This window comes from Saccharopolyspora pogona, from assembly GCF_014697215.1.
Lineage (GTDB): Bacteria > Actinomycetota > Actinomycetes > Mycobacteriales > Pseudonocardiaceae > Saccharopolyspora > Saccharopolyspora hattusasensis.
In genome coordinates this window covers 5,179,897-5,202,414 of the sequence record NZ_CP031142.1, presented here as the reverse complement: position 1 = coordinate 5,202,414, position 22,518 = coordinate 5,179,897, and the positions used below count along the sequence as shown (strand labels likewise).

General features: G+C 69.8%; 23 protein-coding genes and 1 pseudogene. 20 read left to right on the top strand and 4 right to left on the bottom strand.

Features of this window, described 5'->3' with window-relative positions:
• Positions 1-81: 81 nt before the first annotated feature.
• From DL519_RS23925 to DL519_RS23895, 7 genes are all read left to right on the top strand, one after another.
• Positions 82-270: an MbtH family protein gene (locus DL519_RS23925; protein WP_190818092.1), complete on the top strand. Its 189-nt coding sequence runs from the start codon at positions 82-84 to the stop codon at positions 268-270.
• The gene (locus DL519_RS23920) at positions 270-623 is read left to right on the top strand and encodes an MFS transporter (RefSeq protein WP_190818090.1); all 354 of its coding nucleotides are present in this window, start codon (positions 270-272) and stop codon (positions 621-623) included. The genes DL519_RS23925 and DL519_RS23920 overlap by 1 nt, the downstream gene beginning before the upstream one ends.
• Positions 620-892, top strand: coding sequence for a hypothetical protein (locus DL519_RS50760; protein WP_263399707.1), 273 nt, complete (start codon positions 620-622; stop codon positions 890-892). Before DL519_RS23920 ends, DL519_RS50760 begins: the two co-directional genes overlap by 4 nt.
• A 229-nt stretch (positions 893-1,121) precedes the next feature.
• Complete coding sequence (locus tag DL519_RS50320; protein WP_397544969.1) at positions 1,122-1,433, top strand: SidA/IucD/PvdA family monooxygenase; 312 nt, start codon at positions 1,122-1,124, stop codon at positions 1,431-1,433.
• Positions 1,434-1,599: 166 nt separating this feature from the next.
• Positions 1,600-2,694: an LLM class flavin-dependent oxidoreductase gene (locus DL519_RS23905; protein ID WP_190818088.1), complete on the top strand. Its 1,095-nt coding sequence runs from the start codon at positions 1,600-1,602 to the stop codon at positions 2,692-2,694.
• Positions 2,695-3,008: 314 nt separating this feature from the next.
• A complete protein-coding gene (locus DL519_RS23900; RefSeq protein WP_190818086.1) occupies positions 3,009-3,407 on the top strand; it encodes a DUF3817 domain-containing protein in 399 nt (132 codons plus the stop codon).
• A complete protein-coding gene (locus DL519_RS23895; RefSeq protein WP_168586883.1) occupies positions 3,404-4,339 on the top strand; it encodes a heme o synthase in 936 nt (311 codons plus the stop codon). Before DL519_RS23900 ends, DL519_RS23895 begins: the two co-directional genes overlap by 4 nt.
• Positions 4,340-4,509: 170 nt before the next feature.
• Here DL519_RS23895 and DL519_RS23890 read toward each other — a convergent pair whose 3' ends face one another.
• The 4 genes from DL519_RS23890 to DL519_RS23875 all read right to left on the bottom strand — a co-directional run bounded on the left by DL519_RS23890 (position 4,510) and on the right by DL519_RS23875 (position 6,552).
• Positions 4,510-4,857, bottom strand: a complete 348-nt coding sequence (locus DL519_RS23890; protein ID WP_190818084.1) for a type II toxin-antitoxin system PemK/MazF family toxin — start codon at positions 4,855-4,857, stop codon at positions 4,510-4,512.
• Entirely contained in the window at positions 4,844-5,062 is a 219-nt protein-coding gene (locus tag DL519_RS23885) for an antitoxin (RefSeq protein WP_223839466.1), read from the bottom strand. Before DL519_RS23885 ends, DL519_RS23890 begins: the two co-directional genes overlap by 14 nt.
• A gap of 135 nt (positions 5,063-5,197) precedes the next feature.
• Complete coding sequence (locus DL519_RS23880) at positions 5,198-5,821, bottom strand: maleylpyruvate isomerase N-terminal domain-containing protein (RefSeq protein WP_190818081.1); 624 nt, start codon at positions 5,819-5,821, stop codon at positions 5,198-5,200.
• Positions 5,818-6,552, bottom strand: a complete 735-nt coding sequence (locus tag DL519_RS23875; RefSeq protein WP_190818080.1) for a PIG-L deacetylase family protein — start codon at positions 6,550-6,552, stop codon at positions 5,818-5,820. The genes DL519_RS23880 and DL519_RS23875 overlap by 4 nt, the downstream gene beginning before the upstream one ends.
• Positions 6,553-6,944: 392 nt before the next feature.
• On the opposite strand from DL519_RS23875, the gene DL519_RS23870 reads away from it, so the two are divergent.
• From DL519_RS23870 to DL519_RS23815, 13 genes and pseudogenes are all read left to right on the top strand, one after another.
• Entirely contained in the window at positions 6,945-7,520 is a 576-nt protein-coding gene (locus tag DL519_RS23870; RefSeq protein ID WP_190818079.1) for a snapalysin family zinc-dependent metalloprotease, read from the top strand.
• Between the two features lie 280 nt (positions 7,521-7,800).
• Complete coding sequence (gene grpE / locus DL519_RS23865; protein WP_190818077.1) at positions 7,801-8,691, top strand: nucleotide exchange factor GrpE; 891 nt, start codon at positions 7,801-7,803, stop codon at positions 8,689-8,691.
• A complete protein-coding gene (locus DL519_RS23860; protein ID WP_190818075.1) occupies positions 8,684-10,339 on the top strand; it encodes an Hsp70 family protein in 1,656 nt (551 codons plus the stop codon). The genes grpE and DL519_RS23860 overlap by 8 nt, the downstream gene beginning before the upstream one ends.
• 179 nt (positions 10,340-10,518) lie before the next feature.
• Positions 10,519-12,879: a fibronectin type III domain-containing protein gene (locus tag DL519_RS23855; RefSeq protein ID WP_190818073.1), complete on the top strand. Its 2,361-nt coding sequence runs from the start codon at positions 10,519-10,521 to the stop codon at positions 12,877-12,879.
• Positions 12,880-13,117: 238 nt separating this feature from the next.
• The gene (locus DL519_RS23850; RefSeq protein ID WP_190818071.1) at positions 13,118-14,308 is read left to right on the top strand and encodes a TRAFAC clade GTPase domain-containing protein; all 1,191 of its coding nucleotides are present in this window, start codon (positions 13,118-13,120) and stop codon (positions 14,306-14,308) included.
• Positions 14,305-16,707, top strand: coding sequence for a GTPase-associated protein 1-related protein (locus DL519_RS23845; protein WP_190818069.1), 2,403 nt, complete (start codon positions 14,305-14,307; stop codon positions 16,705-16,707). The genes DL519_RS23850 and DL519_RS23845 overlap by 4 nt, the downstream gene beginning before the upstream one ends.
• Positions 16,707-18,290: a TRAFAC clade GTPase domain-containing protein gene (locus DL519_RS23840; RefSeq protein WP_190818067.1), complete on the top strand. Its 1,584-nt coding sequence runs from the start codon at positions 16,707-16,709 to the stop codon at positions 18,288-18,290. The genes DL519_RS23845 and DL519_RS23840 overlap by 1 nt, the downstream gene beginning before the upstream one ends.
• Positions 18,287-18,427 carry a hypothetical protein gene (locus DL519_RS23835; RefSeq protein WP_190818065.1) on the top strand — a complete coding sequence of 47 codons (141 nt, stop codon included), beginning with the start codon at positions 18,287-18,289 and terminating at the stop codon, positions 18,425-18,427. Before DL519_RS23840 ends, DL519_RS23835 begins: the two co-directional genes overlap by 4 nt.
• Positions 18,420-19,928, top strand: coding sequence for an Hsp70 family protein (locus tag DL519_RS23830; RefSeq protein ID WP_190818063.1), 1,509 nt, complete (start codon positions 18,420-18,422; stop codon positions 19,926-19,928). The genes DL519_RS23835 and DL519_RS23830 overlap by 8 nt, the downstream gene beginning before the upstream one ends.
• Positions 19,929-19,938: 10 nt before the next feature.
• Positions 19,939-20,556, top strand: a complete 618-nt coding sequence (locus DL519_RS23825) for a vWA domain-containing protein (protein ID WP_190818061.1) — start codon at positions 19,939-19,941, stop codon at positions 20,554-20,556.
• 296 nt (positions 20,557-20,852) lie between these two features.
• A pseudogene (locus tag DL519_RS50315) lies at positions 20,853-20,996 on the top strand (epoxide hydrolase N-terminal domain-containing protein); the annotation flags it as partial.
• Between the two features lie 55 nt (positions 20,997-21,051).
• Positions 21,052-21,336 (top strand): hypothetical protein, encoded by a 285-nt coding sequence (locus tag DL519_RS47120; RefSeq protein ID WP_223840479.1) that lies wholly within the window; start codon positions 21,052-21,054, stop codon positions 21,334-21,336.
• A 286-nt stretch (positions 21,337-21,622) separates the two neighbouring features.
• On the top strand, positions 21,623-22,231 hold the full coding sequence (locus tag DL519_RS23815) for an Rv1733c family protein (RefSeq protein WP_190818058.1): 609 nt from the start codon (positions 21,623-21,625) through the stop codon (positions 22,229-22,231).
• Positions 22,232-22,518 lie beyond the last annotated feature (287 nt).

The following is a 22,518-nucleotide window of genomic DNA, read 5'->3' as shown; positions in this document are numbered from 1 at the left end:
ACGTCAATTTCTCGCGAAATTGCGCCCCCTCCGGGTTGGGGGACACGGTGGGTGTTGGGTGAACAATGAAGGAGCACGACGATGACGAACCCGTTCGAAGATCCGGCCGCGGAGTACTACGCGCTGATCAACGAGCAGGACCAGTACTCGCTGTGGCCCGCTGCGATCGCCGTGCCCGCCGGGTGGACCATCGCGCACGGCCCGGCCGACCGGGAGTCCTGCGTGGACCACATCGAGGTGAACTGGACCGACATGCGGCCCGCGCGCTGATGGTGGTGCCGCTCCGCGGCGTGCGCCCGCAGGTGGCCGTGTGCGTCTGCTACGTGGCGGCGATGTTCATGAACGGCATGGACGCCACGATCGTCAACGTGGCGCTCCCGGCCATCGGCGCCGAGTTCGCCGTGCCGCCAAGCGCCACCTCGGCGGTCAACGTCGGCTACCTGGTCAGCCTGGCGGTGTGCATCCCGGTCTCCGGCTGGCTCGGCGACCGCTTCGGCACGAAACGGGTTTTCCTCGGTGCCTTCGGAGTATTCGTCGTGGCATCGGCGCTGTGCGGGCTGGCCAACGACCTGCCGCCGCTGACCCTCGCGCGGGTGCTGCAGGGCGCCGGCGGCGGGGTATGAGCCCCGTCGCGCTGACCATGCTGTTCGGTCGGCGACGAAACGGCGCTGCCCGCGATCTCCGCGATCGTCGAAGGCCTGCCGCCCACCGCGCGCGGCCAGGTGTTAGTCGAGGTCGGCGAGACGCCACCGGCCAGCAGCACGTCGAAACCCCGCCGGACCTGTGGTGGACCTGGCTGCGCCGCGACGGGGCGGCCGCAGGCCGCTCGCAGGGGCTGATCGACGCCGTGCAAGGGCTGGAAATGCCAGCAGGCGTGGACGTTTCGGCTTGAGTAGCGGGGGAGTCCGGCATCGTCCGGGGCATCCGCCGGCACCTGCGCGCGGAACGCGCATGGACGCGAATTCGGTGCTCGCCATCGGTTACTGGAAGTACGGCATGGCCAAAAACAGAGCACCACGACAAGCACAACCACGACCGGTCCGGCACCGCCGGGATCCAGCGGATTTCGCCGGCAAATCCGGGTGCCCGAAAAACGGGTGCCGGCGAGCTGAGGGAAATACGTGGCTGCGGTCGACGAGAGAATCCACGACGTGCTGGGAATCGGTTTCGGACCGTCTAACCTGGCGCTGGCCATCGCCATCGAGGAGCACAACCGCACCGCGTCCGCAGCGGACCGCCTCAACGGCGCATTCTTCGAGCGCCAGGCGGCGTTCGGGTGGCACCAGGGCAATGCTCATCGAGGGCACACCCACGGCCTCACGTCGTCGCTGCTGTCCAACGGATCGGTTCGGGCGGGCGAGATCCGCGACTCGATCCGCACCCGCCGCCAGGCTCCCCGCCCCGCCCGCGACTACGTCCTCACCCGAGGCTGACACCCCGGGATCGACCCCGGTTTCAAAAACTGGGGTCAAACCCGGGGCCCGGGACCAGGTCCCGGGTGGGGACTGGTGCGGTTCCAATTGAAAAATTGAAACCGCGGGTCTTGTAATCGCGGGCACAGCGGGAATGATGTTCGGCCGGGTGCGGTTGTAGGCACTGATGGAAACTGATGCGTCCCCGGAGCGCACCGAGTCGGGCAGCGCGACCGCAGAGCAGGACGACCCGATCAAGGGCCTGGCCCGTGGCGACTCGCCCGCGGCGTTGTCGGTGCTCGACCTGTCCACCGTCGGCGTCGAGCACGGCCCTTCGGACGCCCTGCGCACCACCACCGAGCTCGCCCGCAGCGTCGAGCAGTGGGGGTTCCACCGGCTGTGGGTCGCCGAGCACCACGGCATGCCCGGCATCGCCAGCTCCGCGCCCGCCGTGGTGATCGCGCACCTCGCCGCGCACACCACCACCCTGCGCCTGGGCTCCGGCGGCGTGATGCTGCCGAACCACGCGCCGCTGGTCGTCGCCGAGCAGTTCGGCACCCTGCAGGCGCTGCACCCCGGCCGCATCGACCTCGGCGTCGGCCGCGCACCCGGCACCGACCAGGCCACCGCCCGGGCCCTGCGGCGCACCACCGGGCTGCTGTCCGCCGACGACTTCCCGCAGCAGCTCGGCGAACTGATCGCCTTCCTCGACGACGACTTCCCAGTCGACCACCCGTACGCCGCGATCCAGTCCGTGCCGCACGGCCCCATGCCGCCGGTGTGGCTGCTCGGTTCCAGCGGCTTCAGCGCGCAACTGGCCGGCGCTCTCGGCCTGCCGTTCGCTTTCGCGCACCACTTCAGCGCGCAGAACACGCTGCCCGCGCTGCAGCTCTACCGGCAGTCCTTCCAGCCCTCGGAAGTGCTGGCCGAGCCGTACGCGCTGATCGGTGTGCAGGCCGTCGCGGCCGACACCGACGAGGAAGCGCTGGACATCATCCGGCCCGTCGCGCTGAGCATGCTGCGGCTGCGGCGGGGCATGCCCGGCAAGCAGCCGACCCGTCGGGAGGCCCGCGAGTACCCGTACACCGAGCTGGAGCAGAGCTTCATCGACAGCTGGCTGGCAGACGCCGTCTACGGCGCTCCGGAGTCCATCCGGGCCGGGCTCGACGAGCTACGCGAACGCACCGGAGTCGACGAGCTGATGCTCACCGCGAACGTGCCGGACCGGGACAGCAAGCTGCACTCGTTCGAACTGATCGCCAAGGCGTACCGGATGATCTAGCCGCTCGCCAGTTGTTCTTGAAGTGGCGAAGCCGCCTGGCCCGCGCATGCGAGGTGACCACCCGGGTTCTCGGGGGTCGTCTCGGGAAGACAGCCCCCAGCGTGGCGTTTGGGCATGCATGAGTCGGGGATGCCGGACCGAGGGGGCGTCTGAGGTTCCGCTACGGGACCACCCACGCAAATTGGTCACTAGATACAGTTCTCAAGGTGTGCGCCGCCACTCTTGGCCGAGGTCCGGCGCAGGCGCTCGGGCCCGTGGCGTACGGTCTATTGACACCGGTCTTTCTAGGCACGAGGCGGGATTGAGGGATTGGCGTGAAGCCTGGTGTGCTGGCCTTCTACCGGATCATGGCGTACGTCACCGCGGTGCTGTTGATCCTCCTGTGCGCCGCGATGGTGCTCAAGTACGGCCACTACGTCGGTTTGTGGTCGGAGGATTCCTCCACCCAGCAGCTCGGTGAGACGTGGACCTTCCGGATCGGCGTGGCGCACGGCTGGTTGTACATGGTGTACCTGCTCGTCGCAGTGGTCGCCACCACCCAGCTCCGCGCGCCGATCGGCCGGATGCTGCTGGTGCTGCTGGCCGGCACGATCCCGTTCGGCGCGTTCGTCGCCGAGCGCAAGGTGACGCACTGGCACGAGCTGCGATTGGCGGGCAAGCCGATCACCGCGCCGCGCAGCGTCGCGAAGTCGGAGGAATCGCACGCCTCATGACAGCCGCTCCGGAATCCGCCACTTCGCAGCCCGCGCCGGCCGCCGGTCGTCGTCGCGGCGTGGTGGCCGCCTACCTGGCCTTGACCAAGCCGCGCGTCATCGAGCTGCTGCTGGTCACCACGATTCCCGCGATGTTCCTCGCGCAGCGCGGTGTCCCATCGTTGTGGCTGGTCATCGTGACGCTGGTCGGCGGTGCCATGTCCGCCGGTAGCGCCAACGCCCTCAACTGCGTCGCGGACTCCGACATCGACGCGGTGATGAACCGGACCAAGAAGCGCCCGCTGGTGCGCTACGAGGTGCCGCGCCGCAACGCGCTGGTCTTCGGCATCGTGCTCGGCGTGGTGTCGTTCGCCGTGCTGTGGCTGGGCGCGAACCTGCTGGCGGCGATCCTCGCCACGGCCGCGCTGCTGTTCTACGTCTTCGTCTACACGCTGGTGCTCAAGCGCCGGACCTCGCAGAACATCGTGTGGGGCGGCGCGGCCGGCTGCATGCCCGTGGTGGTCGGGTGGGCCGCCGTCACCGGCAAGGTGGAGTGGCCCGCGCTGGTGATGTTCGGCGTGGTGTTCCTGTGGACGCCGCCGCACTTCTGGTCGCTGGCCATGAAGTACAAGGACGACTACGCGCGCGCCGGGGTGCCGATGCTGCCGGTGGTCGCCACCGCGCGGCAGGTGTCGGCGCGGATCCTGGCCTACAGCTGGGCCACCGTGGGCTGCACGTTGCTGCTGGTGCCGGTGACGAGCTGGGTGTACGTGGCGTTCGCGGTGCTCGGCGGGGCGGCGTTCCTGATCGTCGCGCAGCGGCTGCACGCGGCGGTGCGCAACGGCCAGGCCTTCAACCCGATGAAGCTGTTCCACCTGTCGAACTCGTACCTGGCGCTGCTGTTCGTGGCCATCGCGGTGGACGCCGCCGTCGGTCTGCCCGTGCTGGGCTGAAACGGCACCCATCGCGGTTTGGAGCGAACGGCCTGTTCGCCTCGTTAGAAGACGCGAACAGGCCGTTCGCTCCTTCCAGCTTTGGCGCGGTGGGTGGGGTGAACGGACCGTTTGTGTCGCTAGAAGAGGTGGAGAGGCCGTTCGCTTCGCCCGGCCCCTAGGGCCGTCGACTACAGGCGGAGGTGGAGTCGGAGGGCGCTCTCGAGCTTGGCGAGCGTGTTCTGCGGCAGGGTTCCGATGCGGTTGCCGATGCGGTTGACCGCGACCGCCCGGACCTGCTCGGCCTGGGCCTTCGAGTCGTTGGGCAGGCCGCATTCGGCGGCCCGCAGGAGCACCTGGAACGGGTGCACGTGGTCGATGTTGGAGGTCACCGGCACGACGGTGATCACTCCTCGCCCGGCGCGCTGGGCGCCGCGGTTCGCGGCGTCGTTGCTGATGACGACCGCGGGGCGGGTCTTGTTGGCTTCCGAGCCGCGGATGGGTTCGAAGTCGACCCAGTAGAGGTCACCGCGGCGCATCGGCGATTCCGTCGGCGGCAGTCGCGTCCCACAGTTGCGCGTCGGCGCTGCCGTCCCACTCCTCCCAGGCGCTGGCGTAGGCGTCTTCCAGGCCGGCGTTGCGCAGCAGGTTGATCGCCTGATGGATCACTGCCGACCGCGATGGCGCGCCGATCTGCTGGGCGTACTCGTCGACGAAGGTGACGTCTTCCTCGGTCAGGCTCACACTCACTTTCATACCGCGATGCTACCCGCGCTACCACCCGCTGTCATACCGCTGTTTCGCCTGGTAGATGCCCGTGAGCGTTTTGCGGTGCCATGGCACCCGAAACCACTCACGGGACCTGACCAGCGGAAACCTTCAGCGCATGATCGGGAAGATGCCTGGTGTGCCGCGCCCGGTGGCCGCGTCGACGAAGGCGACCGGATCTGCGGTGTCGGTGAGCAGGTGCACCGTCTCGCGCAGCGGTTCGCCCTCCATCGGCCCGGGCACGGGGAGGTCCAGCGCGGTGGCCATGTCGAAGTAGTGCACCACCGCCTCCATCACGAAGATCCGCAGCGCCTCACCCGCCGGCACCACGGCAACGCCGCCGTAGTCGACGGGGCGGTTCAGATCGGCGCCCCGCAACGCGGCGACGACCTTCGGGGCCACCTCGGTGAACTCGGCGACCAGCTCGCCGGTCGAGGTCGCTGCGGCCTGCTCGGTCGCCTGGTCGCGGAGGAGGTCGGCCGTCTGCTCGGCGACGCCGCCGGACTGCTGCATGAACGCGAGCAGTTCGGCGGCGTCGTTATGGGTCACCTGTCCCTCGGCTTCCGGCGCGTCCAAGGCCGCGCCGGTCGCAGCCGGGAATCCGCTGTGGTGGGCGTAGACGTCCTTGACCGTCCAGCTAGGCAGCCGGGTCGGCCGCTGCCACCGGGTCTCGTCGAGGCTGCTGCCCAGCTCGGCCCACGCCCGCCACGCTTGATCCAGGGCGTCGATGATCATGCTTCTCCGATCAGTTCGAAGGTCACGCACGCCCGGCCGCCGAAGCGGTCGGCGTGCTCGTGGACGGCTGCTTCGAGGAAACCACGGGCGTGCTCCTCGGCGGGTTCGTCGCTCAACGCCTCCAGGTAGGTCCGGTGCGCCGCCAGCGAGGCCACCGCCCGGTCCAGGGTGCCGGTGATGTCCTCGGCGTGCGTCGGGTGCGGCGGGGCGGCGATACCGATCCAGCGCACGCCCCGCCACGGCTCGTAACCCTGCTCGACCAGTTCCGGGAAGATCCAGCGGTTCCCCGCATCGGCCACCGCGTCCAGCACCGCCCGGCCGACCGCGCGGTGGTCGGCGCTGTTCCAGTTGCCCGGCCCCCAGTCGTCGTGGTGGTTGAGCGTGATCACCAGTTCCGGCCGGTGCTCGCGGATGGCGCGAGCCAGGTCCTGCCGCAGCGGCAGGCCGTGCTCGATCACGCCGTCGCGGTGATCGAGGAACTCCACCGACCGCACGCCGACCTCGGCCGCGCTGGCGATTTGCTCGGCTTCGCGCAGCGGCGCGGCGTCCTCCGGTGTGACCCCGTCGATGCCCGCCTCGCCGCGCGTCACCAGCAGGTAGGCGACCTCCCGGCCGCTCGCGGTCCAGGCCGCCACTGCGCCCGAGCAGCCGTACTCGAGGTCGTCGGGGTGCGCAACGATGGCCAGCGCGCGGTGCCAGTCCTGCGGCATGGGCTTGAGGTCGTCGGCCATCGCGTCATCCTCCCAAAGTTCCGTTGGTACTAGTTCATTCTGGGGTTGCGCGGAACAACTGGCCACGTAATTTCCCGTCCTCCACAGGAATCATCGCTTTGGTGGAGTCCCTTTTCCGCCCCGCGGCCAACCGCAACCGCTATTCCCGAAACGCATACGGCGTGAGCAAGCGCCGGAGGCGCTTGGCCCACCTGCGCAGCTCGCGCCGCGGGTTCTCGGACGTCGTCCGGGGTTCTGCTACCCGCACGGCCTCGCGAACCAGCTCCCTCAACAACTTTCTTCTATTCCGGGAAATTCGCGTTGTGGCACATCTACGCCAGGCAACTGCGTCGGGTTGGTCGAGGCCAATACGTTCGGGGGGAACGTGATCCGGTTCGCTAGGAGGTCAGCAGATGAAACTGCCTCGGACGTCAAGACCCGTTGTCGGTCTGCTCGTCGCATTTCTCGTCGCATTTCTCGTCGTGTTGGGCATCCCGGCCGCAGCCGCGGCGGCGGTCCCGGAGAACGTCCCGGAGAACGTCCCGGTCGTCACCTACGACGCCGGCCAGGCGGCCGAATTCCGCGACGCGGTGGATGCCGGTGCGAACGTCTGGAACGAGAACGTGCAGAACCTCCGGCTGGAGCCCGCCACCGGCGGCGCGGCCGACGTCGTGGTGCTCGCCGACGACGGCTGGCCGCGCGCCGAGGTGATCGGGCTCGGGCAGGGCAGGGTCTGGATGGGTCGCCAGGCGGTGAACGAGGGCCACGACACCATCCGCATCGCGGCGCACGAGCTCGGCCACCTCCTCGGCCTGCCGGACAACCGCACCGGGGAGTGCGAGGACCTGATGTCGGGCGCCAGCGCCGGGCCGGACTGCGACAACGCGAAGCCGAACCCGGACGAGATCGCCGAGGTGGAGCGCAACTTCGCCGGCGGCGTGCGGATCGCCCCGCAGGTGTTCCGCGAGGACGTGCTCGCCGCGCGGTGAGCACGCGGGCGGCGGCGGTCTTCGCCCCGATGCGCCGCCACCCGGTAGAACTTGCTGTTTCCGCTGTTCAGGGCCCGTGAGTGCTTTTGGGTGCGATAACCCCCAAAAGCACTCACGGGCCCTGGCTCACCGGTTCGGAGCAAACGGAGCCGGGAACCGCTTTCGCTGCGCCGCCGTCAAACTCCGTGAATCCCGCTTGAACGGGGTTTGGCGGTACTAGGCTTGGTGATCATCAACGGGTCACTCCGCGACAGCGGAGAGCAGCGAGGCGGGCGAGGTCATGCGCGACGAGCCAGGGCACGACGAGCGGCAGCCGGAAACCGGCGAGCCGGTTGGCGCCGCGCGGGAACCGGCGGTGCCGGCGGGCGAACCGGCAGTCGAATCGACCGAGAAACCGCCTGGATCGGCCCGATCGGAGAATGACCCGGTTGAGCCTGCGAAAGGGTCGGCCGAGGCGGCGAGAAAACTGGTCGGGCCGCCGGAAAACCCGGCTGAGCTCAGGGACGACCACGCTGATTCGGCGGTCGAACCGGAATCCGGCAAACAGCCCGAGGAATCCGGCAAACAGCCCGAGGAATCCGGCGAACAGCCCGAGGAATCCGGCGAGCCGTTACCCGACGCACCGCCGGACCCGGTCGCGCAGCTGGCCGAGGCGGTCGCCGCGCTCACCGAGCAGGTCCGCGAACACCACGAGCGGGCCGCCGCCCGCGAAGGCGTCATCGACAAGCTGCACGCCGAGGTGGAGCGGCTGCGCGCCGGGGAGCAGAACCTCGTGCTGCGCCCGATCACCAAGGATCTGCAGAACCTCCGCAAGGACCTGCTGCACCAAGCCCGCCTGCTGCCCGCCGAAATCGGCCGCCAGCAGGTCGTTGACCTGTTCGAATCCTTCGCGCTGAGTGCGGAGCAGGCGTTGGAGCGCTGCGGCAGCGCCCCGATCCGACCGGAGATCGGCGCCGAGTTCGCACCGCGCGAGCACCGCGCCATCAAGGTCCTCCCGGCCGACGACCCCGCCCAGCACGAGCGGATCGCCGTCGTCGTCTCCGACGGATACCTGGACACCACTACCGATCGCGTGACCGTCCCCGCGCGGGTGCACGTGTACCGCTGGAGCGCCGAAACCGCGGCCACCGAGAACGACCCGCGAGCAGAGGGGATGAGCGCAGATGTCTGACGGCGACCTGAGGGTGTTCGGCATCGACCTGGGCACCACCTATTCGGCCATCTCGTACGTCGACGAGACCGGCCGACCCGCGGTTTGCCGCAACACCGACAGCAACGAGACCACGCCCTCGGTGGTGTTCTTCGAGAACGAGTCCAACGTGGTCGTCGGGTCGGTGGCGAAGAATTCCGCGATCATCGACCCGGACCGGGTGGTGTCGCTGATCAAGCGGCAGATGGGCAGCGACGCCGAGTTCCAGTTCGACGGCACCACCTACACCCCGGAGTCGATCTCGGCGCTGATCCTCAAGCAGCTCGCCCAGGACGCCGCCGCACACACAGGTGGCGAGGCGACGCGCGCCGTGATCACCGTGCCCGCCTACTTCGGCATGCTGGAGCGCAGCGCGACCAAGAACGCCGGTCAGATCGCCGGGCTGGACGTGATCGGCATCGTGCCGGAGCCGGTGGCGGCGGCGCTGCACTATGAGACGACCACCGACGCCGAGGACAAGACGATCCTGGTCTACGACCTCGGCGGCGGCACCTTCGACACCACGGTGATCCGGGTGTCCTCCGACGAGATCGTGGTGATCTGCACCGACGGCGACGACAACCTCGGCGGCGCGGACTGGGACACGCGGCTGCGCAACCACCTGCTGGCGAAGTTCCTGGAGCAGGCGCCGGAAGGCACCGAGGCCGACGACGACGAAGAGTTCATGCAGTCGCTGGCCACCACCGCCGAGGAGACCAAGAAGCAGCTGTCCAAGGCGGAATCCCGCGCGGTGGCGCTGCGCGGCGCCGGGGTCAGCGCCCGCGTCGAGGTGACCCGCGCCCAGTTCGAGACCGAAACCCAGGACCTGCTGGACAAGACCGTCGACATCCTCAAGCGCACCCTGGCGACCCTGCAGGACAAGCAGCCCGGCGCGCAGATCGACGACGTGCTGCTGGTCGGCGGGTCCACCAAGATGCCCGCGGTCGCCGAGCGGCTGCGCGCCGACTTCGGCTGGGACCCGAAGCTGCACGACCCGGACCTGGCGGTGGCCAAGGGCGCCGCGCTGTACGCGCTGGGCCGCGTGGTGCACCGCGAGATGACCGAGGCCGCCGAGCAGGGCACCACCGGTGTCGCGGACGCGGTGCAGAACGTGGCGCAGCAGACCGGGATCTCGGTCAAGGCGCTGGAGAACCTCGCCGCCAAACAGACCCGCAACGTGCTGCCCAAGGCCTTCGGCGTGAAGCTGGTCGACACCAGCGACCCGGACTGGCAGCAGAAGCCGACGAAGCACTTCGTCAAGCACCTCGTGCACGCCAACGACTCGCTGCCCACCGACGAGCGCGTGCTGGAGGCGGTCACCGTCGAAGACGGCCAGACCAGCGTGATGATCGAGCTGTTCGAGCAGTCCGGGGTGGTCGCCGGGCCGGACCTGGACGAGAACAAGCCGATCAACGAGGGCAAGGGGCTCATCGACGGGTTGCCGCAGCTGCCCGCCGGATCGCTGGTGAACATCCGCATGACGGTCGACGACGAGGGCCTGCTGGAGCTGACCGCCGCCGAACCGTCCACCGGCAAGTCGCTGGACATCAAGGTCCGGGTGAGTGTGCGCAGCGACGAGGAGGTCGCCGAGGCCAAGAAGGTGGTCGCCGGGATCACGGTCTCCGGCTGAGAATCCGCACCAGGGGCGGGACCCCGCCCCTGGCGCGCGCCCGATTCACCGCGTCGGGCCTGTCCTCCGCGAGGTTGCCCGGGGTGCGGGGTGTCCCCGCAGGACACAGTTGAGAACCTGCGGCGGCGGCTGCGCCGTGTCCGAGATGAAGATCGAACAGAGGTCAAAGGCAGGATCCGATGCAACCCTTCGATCCCAAGGCCTACGAGCGCGAAGTGGTGCGGCCGCTGCGGGGACGCAGTGGCCGATTACCCGACGACCTGCTGACCAGGTACGCGGTCGAGCCGGGCTGCTCCGACGCGGAGCTGGCGCAGCGGCTCACCCAGGTCCGTTCGCACTGGAACAAGAGCGCCCAGTCCACCGCGAAGTCCAGCTTCACCACCAGCGTCTACAAGGCGTTCCTGCGCGAGGACGAGGAGCTGCGGCGCGCGCACGGCGACGCGATGTCCGGCATGTCATGGTGGCGCAACCGGAACAACGACCGGGCCGGCGCCAGTAAGGAGCAGATCGACGAACTCGTCGGGATGCTGAAGGCGAACTTCGGCGAACTCGGCCTGATCACGCCCGGGCAGCTGGCGGCGATGCGCGAGACGTTCGGCCAGCTGGCGCCCGCCGAGGTCGACCAGGCCCTGGACAAGGCCGGCGTGCAGACCGCGACACCGCGGGAACTTCCGAAGATCAGCGGCCTGTCCGAGACCCTGTTCCGGCGGTTGAAAGCCCTGCTGGGCGACGCTGAAGTCACCGGAATTCCCGAACTCCTGCACGGCAAGCTCGAGAACTACCGGCTCCTGGTGGACTTCGAGAGCACCCCGTCCTTCCCGACCGGACTCACCGCGAAAGCCATCCAGCAGGCCATCGACCGGGAGAACCGGCGCTCCGGAAACCAGGCCGCCCGCGAGGCGCTCGGCATCCTCAACACGGCGGTCGGCAAGGACGGCGCGGACCTCCGGCCGGTGGCGCTCTACCACCTCCTCGACGACGTGCGCCGGCTCCGCGAGAACGGCGCACCCGCCAGCGCGCTGCTGAAGGTGCTCGGCCGAAGCGGGCTGGACGCGGGCGAGGTCCGGCAGGTCGTGGTGAGCGTCCTCAGCGAAACCGGCGCCACCGCGCCACCGGTCACCGGCTTGCAGAGGGTCACCGAGCTGCTAGCCGACGGCCAGCTCATCGCCGCCCAGCAGACCCTGGCAGCGATCACCGACGCCGACGAGGCGACCGCCGCGAAAGCGGCCGTCGACCGGCACGCGGAGCAAGTACGGCAGCTGCGCGAAGCCGCGCACCGCGCGCTGCGCGGCGGAGCCGAAGGCGAAGCCCGGCGCCAGCTCGGCGAAGCCGCGCGACTCGCCGCCGACGACGACGCGATAGCGGCGGAGCTGCGGCGGATCCCGCTGAGCCCGGTCGACGCCGTGACGGCGCAGCCGGAAGGCGTCGGGGTGCGGGTGTCGTGGCGGGCAAAGCCCGACCACGACGGCGGCACCCGGTACCGGGTGATGCGCCGAGCCGGGCGGATACCCGGCGACGCCGACGACGGCGACGTAGTCGCCGAAGGCGGGGAGACGGCGGTGGTGGACGCCGCCGTGGCGGCCGGCGGGAGCGTCGGGTACGCGGTTTTCGCCGCCGGGGACGGTGGCGTCTGGTCCCGGCCGGTCGGGGCGACCATCGACGTGCTGCCGCCCGTGCACAAGGTGCGGTTGGCCGTTCGCGGCGGGGCGGTCGAGGGGAGTTGGGTCGTTCACCGGGACGCCGTCGGCGTGGACGTGCGGCGGCGTCGCGACGGGGAATCCGCGGACGTTCCGGTGCCGACCAGCGGTGGCACGGCCTTTCGCGATTCCACAGTGGACACTGATGGTGACTGCACCTACCTGCTGACCGCTCGGTACCGCCGTCCGGACGGCACCGAAGTCTCGGCCGAGGTCGTGCCGGTGCGGCACACCGCGCGTGTCGCGGCGACGCTGCCGCCGGTCACCTCGTTGGACGCGCGGCGCTTCGGCGGCGAGCTGGTGCTGTCCTGGGTGTGGCCGGAAGACGTTCGGATGGCCGAAGTGACCTGGACGAACGCGTTGGCCGGCACCGGAGGCGGGCAGCTGCGGTTGACCCGGCAGCAGTACCAGGCCGACGGCGGTTGCCGCATCGGCGCCGGGTCCGGCACCGTGCGCGCGCAGGTGTCGGCGATCGCGACCGCCGACAACGGCGAAAGCCGGTCGCTGCCCGCCGCGCTGGAGGTGCCCGGGGCGCCGCCGCAGGTCAGCTACCGGGTCGAACGGCAGAACCGGTTGTTCGGCACGAGCACCGCGCGAATCGTGCTGACCGCCGACCAGCCGGTGCCGGACTGCACGGTGCTGGTGGTCGTCGCGCCCGGCCGCGTCATGCCGCTCAAACCCGATGACGGCCAGGTCCTGCACCGCGGTGTCCACGATCTCCGCGAACCGCTGGAGCTGACCGTCGAACTGCCGCGCCGGAAACCGTTCTGGCTGCGGTGCTTCGTGCACGCCGCCGGTATCGAGCTGATCGATCCGCCGATCTCCCAGCTGAAGGTGTCCTGATGCACATCCTCGATGCGGCACAACCGACCCCGAAGCCCGTCGCCGTCTCGACGTGGAGAGGTCCGCAATTTCAATGGAAATTGCGGAAGTTCTCCACAACCTCCGGCGTGTCGACGGACCGACACTCCGGAGGTCCGCGATTTCAATGGAAATCGGACCTCCGATTTCCATTGAAATCGCGGTGGAACGGGGTGGTCGGTCGGTTTGCCGCGTGGAACGAGTCCGGGGAAGGCTTCTGATGGCCAAACTCGCCTGTCCCTACTGCTACCACCGGTTTCCCGCGAGCAACCTGTGGTTCCAGTGCACCGGTCGGCCCGCACCCGGCAAGGAGAAGTGCCGGAAGGTCGTCGACCCTGAACGGCAGCGGCTCACCGGCTACGCCCCCGCTTCCTGGCCGGCCTTCGCCGCTGCGAAGGCCCTGCTCGGGCGCACGCCGCGCCGGGCGCCGTGCCCGGACTGCGGCACGGTCAGCGGCATCCGAGCCTGCCCGGTGTGCCACACGCCGCTGCCCGCCAACTTCGCCGACAGCCGCAGCCCGCTGATCGGGGTGGTGGGCGGCAAGAACGCCGGCAAGACCGTCTACACCACGGTGCTGGTGCACGAACTGCGGCACAATATCCGGCGCCGCTTCGACGCCGACATCTCCTTCGCCGGGGAGCAGGCCGGGGTCGGCACCGCCCAGTGGCTGGAACGCTACGAACAGGCCCTGTTCGGCGACCGGGCGCTGTTCGAGTCCACCGCCAGCTCCGCCGACGGCATCCGCATCCCGCTGGTCATGCAGTGGCGGCAGCCGCGCGTGCAGTTCGGCCGCCAGGTGCACAACACCACGACGCTGTCGTTCTACGACGCCGCCGGCGAGGACATGACGACCCAGGAGTTCGTCAACAGCCAGGCCTACCTGACCGCGGCGGACGGGCTGATCGTGCTCCTCGACCCGTTCCAGCTGCCCGGTGCGCAGGACCGGATCGCGGTGCCGGACGTCGGCCGCCGCGACGCCGAGCCGCCGGTCAATGTGCTCAACCGGGTCACCGAGATGCTGCGCTCCAGCGTCGGGCTCAGCGACCGCAAGAAGATCGGCACCCCGATCGCCGTGGTGTTCTCCAAGATCGACGCGTTTTTCGGGATGCTCGGCGACAACCACCCGCTGCTGCGCCCGCCGGCCACCGGGCCCGAATACGACGAGGCGGGCGGTCAGGACGCCGACGAGCACCTGCGGGCGCTGCTGGCCGAGCTCGGCGCCGACGACCTCGACGGGCATCTGCGGGCGCATTACCAGGCGTTCCGCTATTTCGCGGTTTCCTCGCTGGGTGCGGAACCGGACTATGGCCGCAAGCAGATCGACCCGGCCGGGGTGCGGCCGTTCCGCGTGGACGAACCACTGCTGTGGCTGCTCAGCCACTTCGGGATCATCGAACGGAGCCGACGATGAGCGGGCGCGAGTTCCAGTCGCTGTACTACACCGACTGCCGACCGGGCCAGGGACTGCGCGGCGGCGCGGGATTCCAGTTCCAGGCCGTCACCCCGGGCACCACCGACGAGATGATGACCGCGGTGCAGCGCTCGGCGCTCTACGAGGCCCCGGTCGGCTGGATGCGCGAGAAACGCGAAGTCTCCGACTACCCGCCTTCGCTGGTCCACGTGCACGGCGCGGTTTACGCGACCGCCCGCGGGATCTACCTGGGCGCGGAGACCGGCGGCGTGCGGGAGGGCAACCAGTTCACCCATGCGCTGGCCACCGCCGACCCGCAGCTGTACGGGCCGATCCGGCCCGCGCAGCTGTGGGGCGCGCGGTGGTGGGTCGAGGAACCTGCGGAGACAACCGAGTGCGAGTCGGTGCCCGCCGAACCCGAGGCCGGCCCGCTCGGCGTAGAGGCGCTGCGAGACTGGGTGCTGGGCCAGCAGGACGGCGAATCCTGGTTGCTCGCCGTGCATTCCGCGATGGACCGGGTGCACGACGAGGGCGCGCCCCGGCTGGTGTTCGTCAGCGAGGACGCGGAGACCGCGGTGCGCTGGATCGCGGCCGGAACGCTCCTGCTGCCGCAGGAACGGGCGCTGCGGGTGGGCTTCCGGGTGTTCGCGACCAATCCGCAGTACAGCGGCCACGAGGTGCTGGCGGTGCACCCGGACTGGGCCGGATCGCTGGCCGACCCGGACCGCAACTCCGACTACGCGGTGTTCAACCTGGTCAGCGGCGAGCACCGGAAGGTCGAGCCGACCGCCGCCGCCCGGCATTGGGCGCCGCGCTTCCTCGGCGCCGACCCCTACGACGTGGTCGACGCCATCGAGCTGTCGTACCAGTTCGCACGAGGCCGGGGCGGGACGCCGCCGATCGCGGCGGATCGGCTGGCCGCCGGGGTGCTGATGCTCGACGAGACCGTTTCCGGGCAGGATTCCGCGCTGGCGCTGGCCGAGTGGCTGGTCGCCGTGCCGTCGGTGTCCGCGACGGACGTCGTAGAGCCGGTGCTGGATGCCGTGCTGGCCGCCTCGCCCGGGCTGCCGGTACTGGCGAAACTGGCGGAGACCAACACGGCGCAGGCCGGTCGGGTGCGGATCGCGTTGCTGCGCGCGGAGATCGACGAGATCGTGCGCGGCACCCCGGCCGACGCCCGGCCGCCGCTCGCGCCGCGGCCGTGGAGCCCGGACGAGGCGGAGGAGACCTGCGCCCTGGTCGAGGCCGCCGCCGGCGCTGTCGCCCCGGAACGGATGAACCTGCTGCTGCGGACAGCGACCAGGTTCGACGTGCGGCCCCGAGTGGGGAGGTTCGGCGAGGCTGCCGGGCGGTTCGTCGAGTGGTGGGCCGAGCACCCGCACGCCGGTTTCGACCCGGCGCGCTGGACGTGCGGCCCGGAGATGACCGACTTGCTGCGCGACGCGCTGACCCGCCGCCTGACCGGCCCGAACTCGGCCGCGGTCGTCGAAGCGATCAACGACCGCTGGTGGCGGCTGCTCGCCCCGACTCTCAGCGACCCCTTCATTCCGCTGGACGCGGCGATCGGCGCAGCGGCGGTGGCCGCGGGCGGTCCGGCCCGCCAGGAGACCATCGAGCGCTTCCGTGAGCAGCTGCGCGCACCGGACCGGCCGGGTACCGGCGAAGCGGTGTGGGAGGCGTTGTTCCGGAATTCGGCGCCCACCATGGCCGAGGTGAAGGATTTCCTCACCGTGCTTCCTTCTACGGCTGTTTCGGATTCCGTGGCGCAGAAGGCATTCGCGGCACTCGATAAGTCCAAAGTGTCCGGTCGATATCTGGACGTCCTGCGGATGCTGGGCCACCACATCGGCGACCGGGAGAACCTGCGCAAGCTGTGGGAGGAGGACAGCCGGCTGCGGTCCTGGCTGAGCACCGTCACCCGCAAGGGTGCCGCAACCGATGCCGCGGCACTGAAAGACGTCTCCGAAGAGGTCTTCACCGCCCGCGCGGAACAGATCATCGCAGCGCTGATCGGCGCCTCGCCGCAAGCCACGCTGGACGCTACCGAGCAGGGAGGCGAACAGCTGCAGAAGATGCTGGTCCACGCGCTGCCCGCGGTGTGGAACGACGAGCAGGCCGAGCCGTCGCGGCGGGACCAGGCGGTCGTGCTGGCGTTCCTGACCGCCTGGCACGACACCACCTCCGAAGAGGTGCGGAAAGCGTTCGACAAGGCCCTGGAACGCTGGGCCGGCAAACACAAGCAGTCCGACTACCGGCGGATAAGCAAGCTACTGCGCGGCGTGGCGGCCGAGGACGCCGCCGCCTGGCACGAGTGGTTGCAGGAGTACTCGCAGCAGAAGCCCAAACCGACCCGCACCCGTGAGCTCGCTCGGCGGCTGTTCCGCAGACGGGAGAAGTGATGCCGTACATCATCGGCGGCATCCTGCTGCTGTGCTTGGGGCTCTGGATCGCCTCGGTTGTGATCACCATCGTCGCCTGGCTGTTCCCCGTCTTCATGCTGATCGGCAGCTCCTGGGCGTTCGTCGCGACGTGCCAGGTGCTGCTGGGGCGCGGTTCCAGGCTTCCGGTGCTGGTCACGCCCAACGACGTGGTCAACGGCACCGCCGGGCTGCGCGAGCCGAAGGGGCCGTTTCCGCGCGACTGGGCCTGGCCGAGCTACCTCGCCGCCCAGTGGCGCCGCGACCTGATCGCCGCCTGGCACAACGGTTCCGGCTTCATCGTGCGCGGCTGGCGGTGGGGCTTCAACTACGGCAACGGCAGCAAGCTCAAGTGGGTGAGCATCGGCCTGACCATCCTGGTCTGGTCCGGCGTCACGCTGGGTGCGGTGCTGGGCGCGGTCGAGGTGGTGGTCATCTGCGCGATCGCCCTGGGCCTCGGCTGGCTCGGGTGGGCCGCGGTGGTCGGCGCCCTGCGCGGCTACGACCACGTCGTGCGGCGGATGCGGAAGGCCAGCGGGAGCTGTCCGGTGTGCTACCACGTGATGGCAGTCCCCGCATACCGGTGCAGCGCGTGCCAGGTGGTGCACCACGACATCCGGCCCGGCGTGCTGGGCGCGGCGTCGCGCACCTGCGGGTGCGGCGCGAAGCTCCCGACGACAGTGCTGCGGGCGTCCCGGCAGCTGGAGGCGCTTTGCCAGCGGTGCGACCGGCCGCTGCGCGGCGGCTCGGGCGCGGTCACCGACATCCGGATGCCGGTCTTCGGCCCGGTGTCGGCGGGCAAGACCCGGCTCGTGCACGCAGGTCTGGTCACGCTCCGGGACGTGGCCGCCGCCGAAGGCGTGGTGCTGGACTTCGTCGACGACACCAGCAGGCAGGCCTTCCAGCACGGCGAGCAGCTGATCGCCAGCGGCGGCGACACCGCGAAGACCCCGGCCGGGCAGCTGCCCCCGGCGATCACGGTCCGGTTCACCCGCGGCGGTTCGGGGAGGTCCCGGGGCCAAGCGCTGGTGCACCTCTTCGACGCGGCCGGCGAGTTCTACCTCGACCGGGACGACAACAGCGAGCTGGAATTCCTGGACCACGCCGGGGGACTGGTGTTCGTGGTCGACCCGTTCGCCATCGGCTGGGTGCGCGACCAGCTCGGCGGCGCGCTGGAATCCCGCCTCGTAGAGGCGCACCCGGCCAACGGCGACCCCGAGCAGGTCTACCACGTGACGGCCCGGCGGCTGCGCGACTACGGGGTCGAGACCGAACGGCGCGCCCTGGCGATCGCCGTGGTCAAGGCGGACCTGCTGACCGACCTGCCGTGGGCCGCCGACCTGTGCGCCGGGGCGGTGCGAGGTTGGCTGAACACCGCGGGCCTGGACAACCTCGTGCTGGCCGCGGAGCGGGACTTCGCCGAGGTCCGCTACTTCGTGGTCTCGTCGGTCACCGGGACCAGGCCCGGCCACCGGCTCACCCCGGCCGCGCCGTTCCGCTGGCTGCTGGGGCGCGGCGGTTTCGCCCTCGGTCGCGACGAGAAACCGACCACGGAGGCGGTATGAGCATTCGTCCCCCGGTGAACTACCGGATGTCCCGCTGGCTGCTGGTCGTGGTCTTGGCGATCGCGATGCTGGCCAGCATCCTGTTTTCGGCGACCAGCTGCGCCGACGTCGTGACCTCGGTGCTGAACAATGGCTGACGAGCTGACGCTCGGCATCGACCTCGGCACCACCTACTCCGCGGTGGCGTGCATCGTGGACGGTGATGTCGAGGTGGTCCGCAATCGGTTGGGCGAGCTCACCACGCCCTCGGTGGTGCACTTCGCGTCCGCCGACACGGCCGTGGTCGGCGCGGCGGCGCGGGAGAGCCTGGACCCGGAGAACACCGTCGAGCTGATCAAACGCCGGATGGGCACCGTATTCGAGCTGATGTTCCACGGCGCGAGGCACACGCCGGAATCGGTGTCGGCGCTGATCCTGCGCAGCCTCGTCGACGACGCCATCGCCCGCTTCGGTCCACATGAGACGGTCCGGGCGGTGATCACCGTACCGGCGTACTTCGGGATCCGGGAACGCGAGGCCACGCTGCAAGCGGCCCGGCTGGCCGGGATCGACATGCTGGAGGTGCTGAGCGAGCCCGCCGCGGCGGCGCTGCACTACGCCACCCAGGCCGAATCGGGCGCCGCGCTCGTCTACGACCTCGGCGGCGGCACCTTCGACACGACCGTGCTGCGAGTGGCCGCCGGCGAGGTGCACGTGGTGGCCACCGACGGCGACAGCAGACTGGGCGGCACCGACTGGAACGAGCGCATCGCCGAGCACCTGGCGGACGCGTTCGCCCGCGAGTTCCCGGACGCGGACCCGGATGACGAGGACTTCCAGCAGCAGCTCCAGGACGCCACCGAGCAGGTCAAACGCCAGCTGAGCACGGTCACCAGGCGCAGGGTGGGGCTGCGCTGCGGAGCTGCTGCGGCGAGCTTCGACATCGACCGGAAGACGCTGGAAGACCTCGGAGCCGACCTGGTGGACCGCACCCTGCGGATCGTGGACCGGGCGCTGGCCGCTGCTGCGGAGAAGGGAGTGTCCCGGATCGACGAGGTGCTGCTGGTCGGCGGCGCCACCAAGATGCCGGCGATTCGCACGGCGCTGCAAGCACATCTCGGCCGCGCCCCGAAGATCGTCGACCCGGACCTGGCGGTCGTCTCCGGCGCAGCCGTTCGCGCGCGTCGGCTCGCCTCGTCGCAGGCCGGTGCCCGGACCACGGCCGCAGTGGTGCCACGCAGCTTCGGCGTGCTGATCGAGGACAGCCACGACGAGAAGCTGCGGAGCTTCGTCGAACACCTCGTGCACCGCAACGAACCGCTGCCCGCCGTCGCGAAGGCCCGGTTCGCCACCATCGTGGACCGGCAGCGATCGGTGCGGATCCAGGTGTTCGAGCAGTCCGGCGACGTGCAGTCGCCGGAGGTCGAGCACAACCGGCGGGTGCTGGACGGCGAGTTCGCCGGATTGCCGCCGCTCCCCGCGGGTTCGGTGATCGAGGTGACGCTGCGGGTCAGCGCGGACGGCCTGCTCGCGGTGACCGCGCGGGAACCGCTCGGCGGCGCGGCGCTGGACCTGGAGGCCTATGTGGACGGTGTCGTCGACGGCGCGGAGACCGAGCAGCTCGCCGAGACCATCGCCGGTCTGTCGGTGCGGTGCTGAAGGGGGAGCGATGAGTTCGTGGATTCGCCGGAACTTCGGCGGGATCGGCCTGACGCAGTCCCCACCGGGCCCACACCTGCCAAAGCTGCAGGAACGGTACGGCGGGCACGTGCTGCTGTGCATCGACGTGAGCGGCTCGATGAGCGGCGGCCTGCTGTCCCAGGCCATCGCCGGCGGTGAGCAGTTCCTCGCCGAGGCCGAAGGCGCGCATTACGAGAGCGGGCTGGTGCTCTGGTCCGATGGGGTGCAGGAGTACGTGCCGCCGGAGGCCCAGCTGGACGAGGTGATCTCCGTGCTCCGAAAGGCAAAAGCGGCCGGCGGCACCGTGCTGTCACACGCGCTGCAGCTCGGCATCGACGTGCTGCCGGAATACCCGGGCGACCGCGTGCTGTGCATCTTCAGCGACGGGGCGCTGGCGGACCACGAGAAGGCCAGTGCGCTGGCGCAGAAGGCCTGCTCGATGGGTATCCGAATCATCGTTCGCGGCCTCGGGCGAAAGGCGGCCTCGGCGCTCGCCGATCTCGCCTGCCCCGGCGTGCAGGACGACGACCAGCAGATCGACGATGCGGCCGGTGTCGCGTCCGGCATCGCCTCGATGGCTACCGGCCTGTCGGTGCGCGGCGGCTGACCGGCTGCGCTCGTGAGTGATGGTTCCGGTTGTTACGGAACCGTCACTCACGAGCGATGTTCGTGCACGGCGATCAATGCAATAGGGTGCTGCCGACCGCGACGCGAGGAGGTGAGCCCGATGACCACGACCGGTCCCACCCGGGCGTTCCTGGCTGCGGCGGCTGTCTGACCGTCATCCAGGAGGGCCGTTCCACGAACGTGCTCTGGATGAAGGATGAATGATTCAGCCTTTTCGCATTTCCGTTTCCGGCGAAGTCCCCGACGACCTGCGCGCACGCTTGGCGCGAACCCGTAGTGCGGGTAGGCGTTGAGCGCGTCGCCGAGGTCGCCGGGTGGCAGGTCGCCGGGTGGCAGGTGCATTTCGGGCATCTGCGGGGCAAGCGCGCAAGGTGCGCGCCCGAGCCGATGCCGCTGGTCCTGACGCACGGCTGGCCGAGCAGCTTCGTGGCGATGCTGCGCGTCGCTGGGCCGCTGACCGATACCGCCGCGCACGGTGGCGACCCCGTACTGGGCCACCGGCACCATCGGCTCGTCGTTCCGGCAGTGCAACTACCACCGCAACGACCCGGTACCGGCGATCGCGGTGCCCGGGGCGGTCACGTCGAGCCACGAACCCGCGTTCGCGGACTTCCCGAAGAGCCTCGCCGAGCGCGTTTACCGAGACCTGCGCCACTGGAGCACGCCGCGACGCGGCGGGCACTTCTTGGCGCACGAGGAGCCGGCACAGGTGGCCGGCGAGTTGCGGTCCTTCTTCCGTCCACTGAGGACTGAAGGTTGATCTGGCGGGTCTCTGCGGCCACCGGTCGCGGAGGCCTACCACTACTGTTTCGAATGCCGGAACAGGTGCATTCGACCGAATATCTGGTTTCCCGTTATTCGGGAGCGCGGAGCTGCGAACAACGTGACCTGTTACACCAATGGTGTATGACTGGTCACGTTGCGATAACGGCAGATTGGATCGGGGGGATACTCGTATTGGCGGTTGCCGCGCACAACCATCGACGCAAAACCACACGACGGTCGTTACGCGGCTCATGGTGCACCGAGGGTCTTGGAGGTTGGCGATGGTCGCGGCGCTGAAAGCGCACGCAGCATGGTTGGTGAACGCGCTGGGGGTGAACCGGAATCCGCTGCGCAGGCCCATCGATCGACTGGCGGCCGGCATCACGGTTCTGCTACTCATGGTCGCGCTGATCGCGATCCCCGCATCGGGTCTGTTCGGTGCGTCACTGCACGCCGACCTGACGCAGCGGGCGGCGGAGTCGGCGGCCACCACCCAGCCGGTGACCGCAACGCTGACCACCCGTCCCACGCTCAGCGTGCCGGTCTCCGAGGCCTACAGCCAGGATGCCCTCAGCTCCACGGCGGTCGTCGAGTGGCGCACCGGGCTGCAGCCGCACTCCACGACCCTCCAAGTACCGGCCGACAGCTCGCCGGGCGACACGTTGACGGTGTGGGTCGACCAGGCGGGCAACCGCGTGCCGCCGCCGGCGAGCGCTGGCTCGATCACGACCTCGGCGATCTTCGCCGCGATACTCGTGCTGCTGGTGATCGAGCTGGCCTGCATCGCCCTGATCGCCGGAACCCAGAACCTCGCCCGCCGCATGTCCATGCGGGGGTGGGAACGCGAATGGGCGTTCCTCCAGCACGGCGGCACCTGGTCCCAACGGTAAATTTCCCGTTCTGGATACTGTTTCCAACCTCGTCCTGCGTTGCAACCGAACAAGGGGCGCCGTCAAGAATGGCAAGTCCCCACCGGCATGACGGAATCCTCCTGACGTTCCGCCAGGCAGGACGAGTTTGGATGGTTCTGGTTGAAGCGAACGGACCGTTCGTCTCGCCTACCGAGGTGAACAGGCCGTTCGCTTCACATCGATTGGCGAGGCGGAACCAGGTCGCTCCCGCCGGGGCAGCCAGCTGAGCCTCCACGCAGAGCGAGTTCCCAAACAGCCTCTATCGC